We start from the raw sequence: 7,021 nt of genomic DNA, 5'->3' as shown, positions 1-7,021 counted from the left end.
GTGTCCGCATCGTCGGTCAGGTTGATGCGCGACAGGTCCGACACGTCCGATTTCGACATCTTCTTGGTGCCGTCACGCAGGCTCATCACCCTTGGGGCCGGACCGCCGATGAGCGGCTCGGTCAAGGGGAAATAGCCGTTCACCCGCTCTTCCCCGACAACCATGTCGACACCGAGACCGGTCTCGGCGATGCGCTGCGAGAAGTCGATATTGAACTTCTGAGCAATATCGCGGGTCAGTTCCAGATGCTGCTTCTGGTCATCGCCGACCGGCACATGGGTGGCGCGATAAACCAGGATGTCGGCCGCCATCAGGCTGGGATAGGCCAAAAGGCCGAGCGACGCGTTTTCGCGGTCCTTGCCGGCCTTGTCCTTGAACTGGGTCATCCGGTTCATCCAGCCGATGCGGGCCACGCAGTTGAACACCCAGGCGAGTTCCGCATGGCCGGAAACCCGGCTCTGGTTGAAGACGATATGGGCCTTCGGATCGATCCCGGCTGCAAGGAAGGCGGCTGTGATCGCCCGGGTCTGGCCGGCGAGGTCGTCATGGACGAGCTGCGCCGTGATGGCATGAAGATCGACAACGCAGTAAATACAGTCGTGGCTCTCCTGCAGCGCGACGAATTTGCGGATCGCGCCCAGATAGTTGCCCAGGTGCAGATTACCCGTGGGCTGCACTCCGGAAAAGACCAGCGGCTTGAACTCGGACATTGAACTTCCTGAAAATCGTGTTCGGGACTGGATATCGCGGCGGGTTATGCACGTGCGCACCGTGCTTATCAAGGGAATTCCGCCAACGGGTCAGTCCGCCGGCTGCAGCAGATCCCAGCGGTTGCCGAACGGGTCGAGGAAAACAGCGACGGTTCCGTAGGCCTCATGTCTCGGCTCTTCAAGAAAAACGACGCCGTTTTTCAGCATGCGCGAACGGTCGGCCTCGAAATCCTCGGTATACAGGAAGAAGGACACGCGTCCGCCCGTCTGATCGCCGATGCGCGCCGCCTGCCTTGTATTTGCCGGCTCGGCAATGCGCAGCGCCGTTCCGGGCCCGCCCTTCGGCCGCACCAGCACCCAGCGTTTGCCGTCGGGCATATGCCGATCAGTGACAAGATCGAAATCGAGAACGCCGACAAAAAAGGCAAGCCCCTCCTCATAGGACGGGACGATCAGTGTGACATGGGCGATCGACGGCATGGCGTTCACCTCAGTCGCGCTTGCGCGACACAAGCGAGAGCAGCTGACGGCGGTCCATCGCCCCGGTCAGCAGCACGAAGGCGAAATGGATCAGCGCACCGCCGGCGATCAGCAGCAGCATCAGCCCGAGCCGAATGAGGATCGGGCCGTCCATCAACACCGGCCCGATCACCCGCAGGGCCAGATAGAGCGCCAGCCCCAGGAGGGCGCTCGCCGCGATGATCAGCGCGATGCGGCGCATCGTGAGCCGCGTCGGAGAGAAGCGGCCATCCCGGTAAAGCACGCCGCCAAGCAGCGCGACATTCACCCAGCCGGCAATCGAGGTCGCGACGGCAACGCCCATCACCCCGACGACGGGAAAGAGGATCAGGCTGCCTGCCACGTTGACGGCGGCGTTGATGCCGGCGAACCACATGGGCGAGCGCATGTCCTCACGCGCATAAAAGGAGGGGGTGAAGATCTTGTTGAGCACAAAGGCGGGAAGCCCGGCGGCGAATGCGGCAAGAACAGCGGCGGTGATCAGGGTCGTCTCGCGGGTGAACTCGCCGCGCTCGAACAAAAGCGCGACAATGGGCGCCGGAATGATCGCGAAGGCAACCGCGGCGGGGACGGTCAGTCCCAGGCCGAACTCCAGGCTGCTGTTCTGTAACCGGTTGACGGCGGGCGCGTTGCCCTCTTTCAGCGCCCGGGACAGTTCCGGAAGCAGGACGACGCCGATCGCGATGCCGATCACGCCGAGCGGGAGCTGGATGATGCGGTCGGCAAAGTTGACCATGGATATGGCGCCATCGTCGCCCGAGACGATGTTCTGGCCGACCAGCAGGTTCAATTGGGTGATGCCGCCGGTGATCGCCGCCGGAAGCGCCAGCCACAGGAGCCGGCGGACGGGCGGCGTCAGGCGCGGGCGGCCGAGGCGGATATGAAAACCGGCGTTGCGGACGCCGTAGAAGAGCAATGCCAGTTGCAGGAAACCCGAAAGCGTTACGCCGCACGCCATCGCAATGCCGGTGTTTCGCGCCTCAAACCCGCTGTTGACGGCAACAAGCAGCACCGCGACCAGCACGATGTTGAGCAGCACCGGGCTGATGGCGGCGAGAAAATATTTGCGGTAGGAGTTCAGGATGCCCGACAGCATCGCCACCAGCGACATGGCGGCGAGATAGGGAAACATGATCCGGGTCAGAAAGACCGTCAGCTCGAACTTTTCCGAAAACAGCGTGAATTCCCGGGCGATGACGGTCGCCACCAGAAACGGCATGAAGATCATGGCGAGCGCCGACAGGGCAATCAGAACAAAAAGCAGGACCGACAGGACCTGACGGGCGAAGAGTTCAGCCGCCTTCTCGCCGCCGCCTTCCAGTTCCTTGGCAAAGAGCGGAATGAATGCCGAGTTGAACGCGCCTTCGGCAAACAGGCGCCGGAAAAGGTTCGGAAACCGGAAGGCAGCGTAGAAGGCATCGGCAACCGGCCCGGCGCCGAGGGCGAAGGCAATCAGCGCCTCGCGCACAAAACCGAGCACCCGGCTTGCCATGGTCGCCGAGCCGACGCTCGCGAATTTGCGGAAAAGGCTCATTGCTGGCCGACCCGACGGCCCTTTTCCCGCTGCGGGGCGATCATTCCCTGTGGCATCTTCTGGCGCACATCCTCCTCAATGCCGGCGAGAACCGCCTTGAGGCGGGCGATGATGTTCGCGTGGCGGTTCTCATTGGTGATTTTGTGGCCGAAAAGGTCGGTGACATAAAAGGTGTCGATGACCTTCTCGCCGAAGGTCGTGATGTGCGCCGAGGCGATGTCGAGCGAGAGGTCGGACAGGACCTCGGTGATCTCGGACAAAAGCCCGGTGCGGTCGAGGCCTTCCAGCTCGATCACGGTGAAATAGTTGGACAGATTGTTGTTGACGCTGACTTTCGGCGTCACCGTGAAAGGTCTGGTCTTGCGGCGATGGCGCGTCTTGTGCGCGATCACCTCGGGCAGATGTTTCTGTCCCGCCAGGACCGCCTCGATCATGGTGCCGATACGTTCCGCACGGCGCAATTCGTCCTCGTCCTCCCCGAATTCACGATTGATCATGATCGTGTCGAGCGCACGCCCGTCCGACGTCGTATAGACCTGTGCATCGGCGATATTGGCGCCGGCCGCCGCGCAGGCCCCCGTCACGATCGACAGCAACCTCGGGTGGTCGGGCGCCAGAACCGTGATCTCCGTGATGGCATGGAAGGAATGGGTGCGCACCATGGTCGCCAGCGGCTTGCCGGCCTCGCGCGTGCGGCGGATGAAATCGGCGTGTCGCACCTGATCGTCGAGCTGCACGGACAGAAGATAGGGCAGATAATGCAGGTTGAGATAGTCCTCGCGCTCCGCCTGCGGCCAGTCGGCAAGCGCGTCGCCGAGAAGCGCCCGCGCCTCCTGCGCCCGCTCCTTGCCTGATACGGCCGAGAAACCGCCCGAGAGCATCAGTTCGGTTTCTCCGTAAAGCGTGCGCAGGAGCTGGCCCTTCCAGCCATTCCAGACACCGGGCCCCACGGCCCTTATGTCGCATATGGTCAGCACCAGCAGGAGGCGCAGCCGGTCAAGCGACTGAACGACCTCGGCAAAGTCCTCGATGGTCTTGCGGTCATGCAGATCCCGCGACTGCGCGATCATCGACATGGTCAGGTGCTCGCTCACCAGCCAGGCGACCGTCTCCGTCTGCTCCGGCGACAGGCCGAAGCGCGGGCACAGTTTGCGCGCCACCTTCGCGCCGGCGACGGAATGATCCTCCGGACGGCCCTTGGCGATGTCGTGCAGCAGCAAGGCGACATAGAGCACCTCCCGCTCCTCGATATCGGGGAGAATGCGCGCGGTCAGCGGATGGGCCTCGTCTTCGGTGCCCTTCTCGATGCGGGAAAAGACGTCGACGGCCCGCAGCAGGTGCTCGTCCACCGTATAGTGATGGTACATGTTGAACTGCATCATGGAGACGATACGGCCGAAATCGGGGATGAACCGGCCAAGAACGCCCGCCTCGTTCATGCGCGTCAGGATCAGCGCCGGCCGGCGGGGCGACGTCAGGATCGACAGGAAGAGACGGTTTGCCTCCTCGTCCTCGCGCGCTTTCGCGTTGATCAGCGCGAGGGAGCGCTTGGCCAGCTTGAGCGCATCGGGATGGAACAGAAGATCGTGAATGTCGGCGAGGTGAAAAAGCCGGATCAGATTGACCGGATCGCGCTTGAAGACATCCTCGTCGGCAACCGTTATACGGCCGTGATCCTGCAGGAAATCCAGAGTGCCCGGAATTTTCCGGCGGCGATTGGCGAGGCGCCGGAACACGCGCGAGATGCCGGGCGCCTCCTTGGCCTCCTCCTCTTCAAGCGCGGCGCAAAGGATGCGCGTCAGGTCGCCGACATCCTTGGCGACGAGAAAATAGTGTTTCATGAAACGCTCGACCGAGGACAGGCCGGGATGGTCGTGATAGCCGAGATCGGCGGCGATTTCGCGCTGGATGTCGAAGGACAGGCGCTCTTCGGCCTTGCCCGTCAGAAAATGCATGTGGCAGCGCACGGCCCAGAGAAAATCCTCCGATTTCTCGAACAGCTTCGCCTCGCGCCGCGAAAGGACACCGCGTTTGACGAGATCCTTGAGCCCCCGGACACGATAATAATATTTCGCCAGCCAGAACAGCGTCTGCAGGTCCCTCAGACCGCCCTTGCCTTCCTTGACATTGGGCTCGACCAGATAGCGCGTGTCGCCGGCCTTCTGGTGCCGGACATCACGCTCGGCGAGCTTGGCGGCGATGAAGGCGCGGGCGCTGTTGCGGACCACTTCGGCGTCGAAGCGCTGTTCCATCTCGTCGTAGAGGGCTCCGGCGCCGCAGATATAGCGGGCATCGAGGATCGCGGTACGGATGGTCATATCGCTGTTCGACAGCCGAATGCACTCATCGACGTCGCGGGTCGCGTGGCCGACCTTGAAGCCCATATCCCACAGCATGTAGAGCACATATTCGACCACCTGCTCCGTCCAGGCCGTCTGCTTGTAGGGAAGGACGATCAGAAGATCGATGTCCGAGCCCGGCGCCAGCGTCTCGCGGCCATAGCCGCCCACCGCGGCAAGCGCCATATGTTCCGACGTCGAGGGATTTTCAACCGGATAGACGCGCTCGGTCGCAAAGCCGAAGAGCACGCGGATGATCTCGTCCTGCAGCAGCGAGAGGCGGCGGGCGCATTTCAGGCCGCTACCGTCCTCGCGCAACATGTCCGAAATGACCTTGCGGCCGTCCGCCACCGCCTTTTTGAGCAGCGCAAAAAGGGCGTTGCGCGTGTCCTGCGAGGCCGGGTCTTCGGCTTTGTCGGCAATCGCATCGCATTGCGCGCGAAGCGCATCCGCATCGCATATCCGCTCGATTTGCAGGTCTTTCAGTGTCATGCAGCTCCGTTGCGTATCGATCCAGCCGGGAAATTGTCGGCTTGCTGTAGCGCTTTTTCCATGAAAGAACCACTGCAAATACAATACAGTCCCGGCTTCAGGAACCACACCATGATCACCGTTCTCGGCTCCATCAACATGGACCTGACCGCGACCGTCGACCGGCTTCCGCAGGCCGGAGAGACGGTCTTTGGCAACTCATTTGCCACGGCCGCCGGCGGCAAGGGCGCCAACCAGGCGCTTGCCGCAACACGCGCCGGCGCCGATACAAGGCTGGTCGGAGCCGTCGGCGGGGACGCGTTCGCCGGGCCCGCGCTTTCTGTCCTGGCAGACGCCGGCACCGACCTGTCCGCCGTGCGCGCGGTCGATGACGCAACCGGAACGGCGGTCATCCTGGTTGAACACAGCGGCGAGAACACGATTGCGGTCATTCCCGGCGCCAACGCCGCGTTGGGCGAAGCGGACGCAAGGCGGGCGCTTGACGGCATGTCCGATGGCGATCATCTGCTGCTGCAACTGGAAATCCCCGCCTCAGCCGTCGAAGCCGCCCTTTCGGCCGCCCGCGCTCAAGGTGTCGTATCCCTGCTCAATATCGCGCCGCTCACGGATGATGCGGTGCGGCTTGCCGCCATGGCCGATATCGTCATCGCCAACGAGACCGAGTTTGAGCGCCTTGCCGGCAAAACGGCGCTGGAGCCGGGCGAACGGGAGACGGTCCTTGCCGATCTGCATTCGGCATCCGGCCAGACGCTGATCGTCACGCTGGGCGCCGACGGCGTGACCGCCGCGCATGACGGCTCGCTGATCAGAACGTCCGGGCTGGTCATCGAACCGGTCGATACCGTGGGCGCCGGCGACACATTCTGCGGCTACCTGGCCGCAGGGCTCGAACGGGGCGAAAGCTTCGAAACCGCACTCAAACAGGCCGCCGCCGCGGGAAGCCTTGCCTGCCTCGAACACGGCGCGCAGCCGGCAATTCCCGTAAAGCAGGACATCCTTGCCGCCTCGGGCGGCGGTGACCAACCGGACCCCTGAATCGCGTGATGCCTGTTCTATCCGCCCGGTGAATGCCGCGTTCCGGCACAACAGCGGTCAGGGCGTCCCGGGCATATTTGCGAGCGGTCCATGATGGCGAATAGGCGAACCTGTCCATACACAATTTGTGATTGCCGCGACAAAAATCACACTTGCACGCCCGGAAATGCCGATATAGATTTTACCAGTCGGTCAAGATGCGGGTCCACCGACAGAAGGCAGTTTACCTAAACCGTTTTCAGGCTTTGCAGGACTTAAGGGGTGCGAAATGTTACTGCCAAGTCGGTCCCGCGACCGCATGCGTCATGCCGTCTTGTACGGCACGGCATTGCTGACATGATCGTGTCCCATTGCTTGGTGTAACAGCGAGCTTTGCTCACCGAGTATCCCGG

The 7,021-nt window shown here is 62.7% G+C and carries 5 protein-coding genes; 1 reads left to right on the top strand and 4 read right to left on the bottom strand.

Going from position 1 to position 7,021, the window contains the following annotated elements; genetic code table 11:
- From trpS to AC5E6N_RS22435, 4 genes are all read right to left on the bottom strand, one after another.
- Positions 1–710: tryptophan--tRNA ligase (gene trpS, locus AC5E6N_RS22450; RefSeq protein WP_491749898.1), on the bottom strand; the 710-nt coding region annotated here is incomplete at its 3' end.
- Positions 711–800: 90 nt separating this feature from the next.
- Entirely contained in the window at positions 801–1,190 is a 390-nt protein-coding gene (locus AC5E6N_RS22445; RefSeq protein ID WP_491749897.1) for a VOC family protein, read from the bottom strand.
- A gap of 10 nt (positions 1,191–1,200) precedes the next feature.
- The gene (gene murJ, locus AC5E6N_RS22440; RefSeq protein WP_491749896.1) at positions 1,201–2,763 is read right to left on the bottom strand and encodes a murein biosynthesis integral membrane protein MurJ; all 1,563 of its coding nucleotides are present in this window, start codon (positions 2,761–2,763) and stop codon (positions 1,201–1,203) included.
- Positions 2,760–5,594, bottom strand: coding sequence for a [protein-PII] uridylyltransferase (locus tag AC5E6N_RS22435; RefSeq protein ID WP_491749895.1), 2,835 nt, complete (start codon positions 5,592–5,594; stop codon positions 2,760–2,762). Before AC5E6N_RS22435 ends, murJ begins: the two co-directional genes overlap by 4 nt.
- Before the next feature lie 111 nt (positions 5,595–5,705).
- Between AC5E6N_RS22435 and AC5E6N_RS22430 the strand changes: the two genes are divergently transcribed.
- Entirely contained in the window at positions 5,706–6,629 is a 924-nt protein-coding gene (locus AC5E6N_RS22430; protein ID WP_491749894.1) for a ribokinase, read from the top strand.
- The last annotated feature ends 392 nt before the right edge of the window (positions 6,630–7,021 follow it).

Source organism: Hoeflea sp., assembly GCF_984452065.1.
The sequence above is the reverse complement of the archived record's forward strand: the minus strand, read 5'-3'. Positions and strand labels throughout refer to the sequence as shown.